The organism is Paraburkholderia sp. SIMBA_054 (genome assembly GCF_046534875.1).
GTDB lineage: Bacteria > Pseudomonadota > Gammaproteobacteria > Burkholderiales > Burkholderiaceae > Paraburkholderia > Paraburkholderia hospita.
Window position 1 is genome coordinate 1 of the sequence record NZ_JAWRXV010001116.1, and the last position, 258, is coordinate 258.

The following is a 258-nucleotide window of genomic DNA, read 5'->3' on the forward strand; positions in this document are numbered from 1 at the left end:
GGTTGGGCTTGTCGCTGGACGACGACGGACGCTGGCCGTTCGGTGGCCAGGCCGAGCACGCCGTCGAGCTGCAGGCCGACCGCCTGCGGCTGCGCCTGCGCGTGACCGCCGGCGAGCGCGCGATGCCGCGTCCGGTGGTCGGCTGGCACCCATGGTTCCGCAAGCTGGCGTACTCCGACTTCGCGCCGAGTGCCTACTATCCGCGCGACGCCGAGGGCATCGCCACGCTGCCACTGGCGCCGCCGCCCGGTCCGCTCG

1 pseudogene is annotated in these 258 nt (G+C 74.8%); it reads left to right on the forward strand.

Features of this window, described 5'->3' with window-relative positions:
- Positions 1-258 (forward strand): annotated as a pseudogene (locus tag SB822_RS58625) (hypothetical protein); the annotation flags it as partial.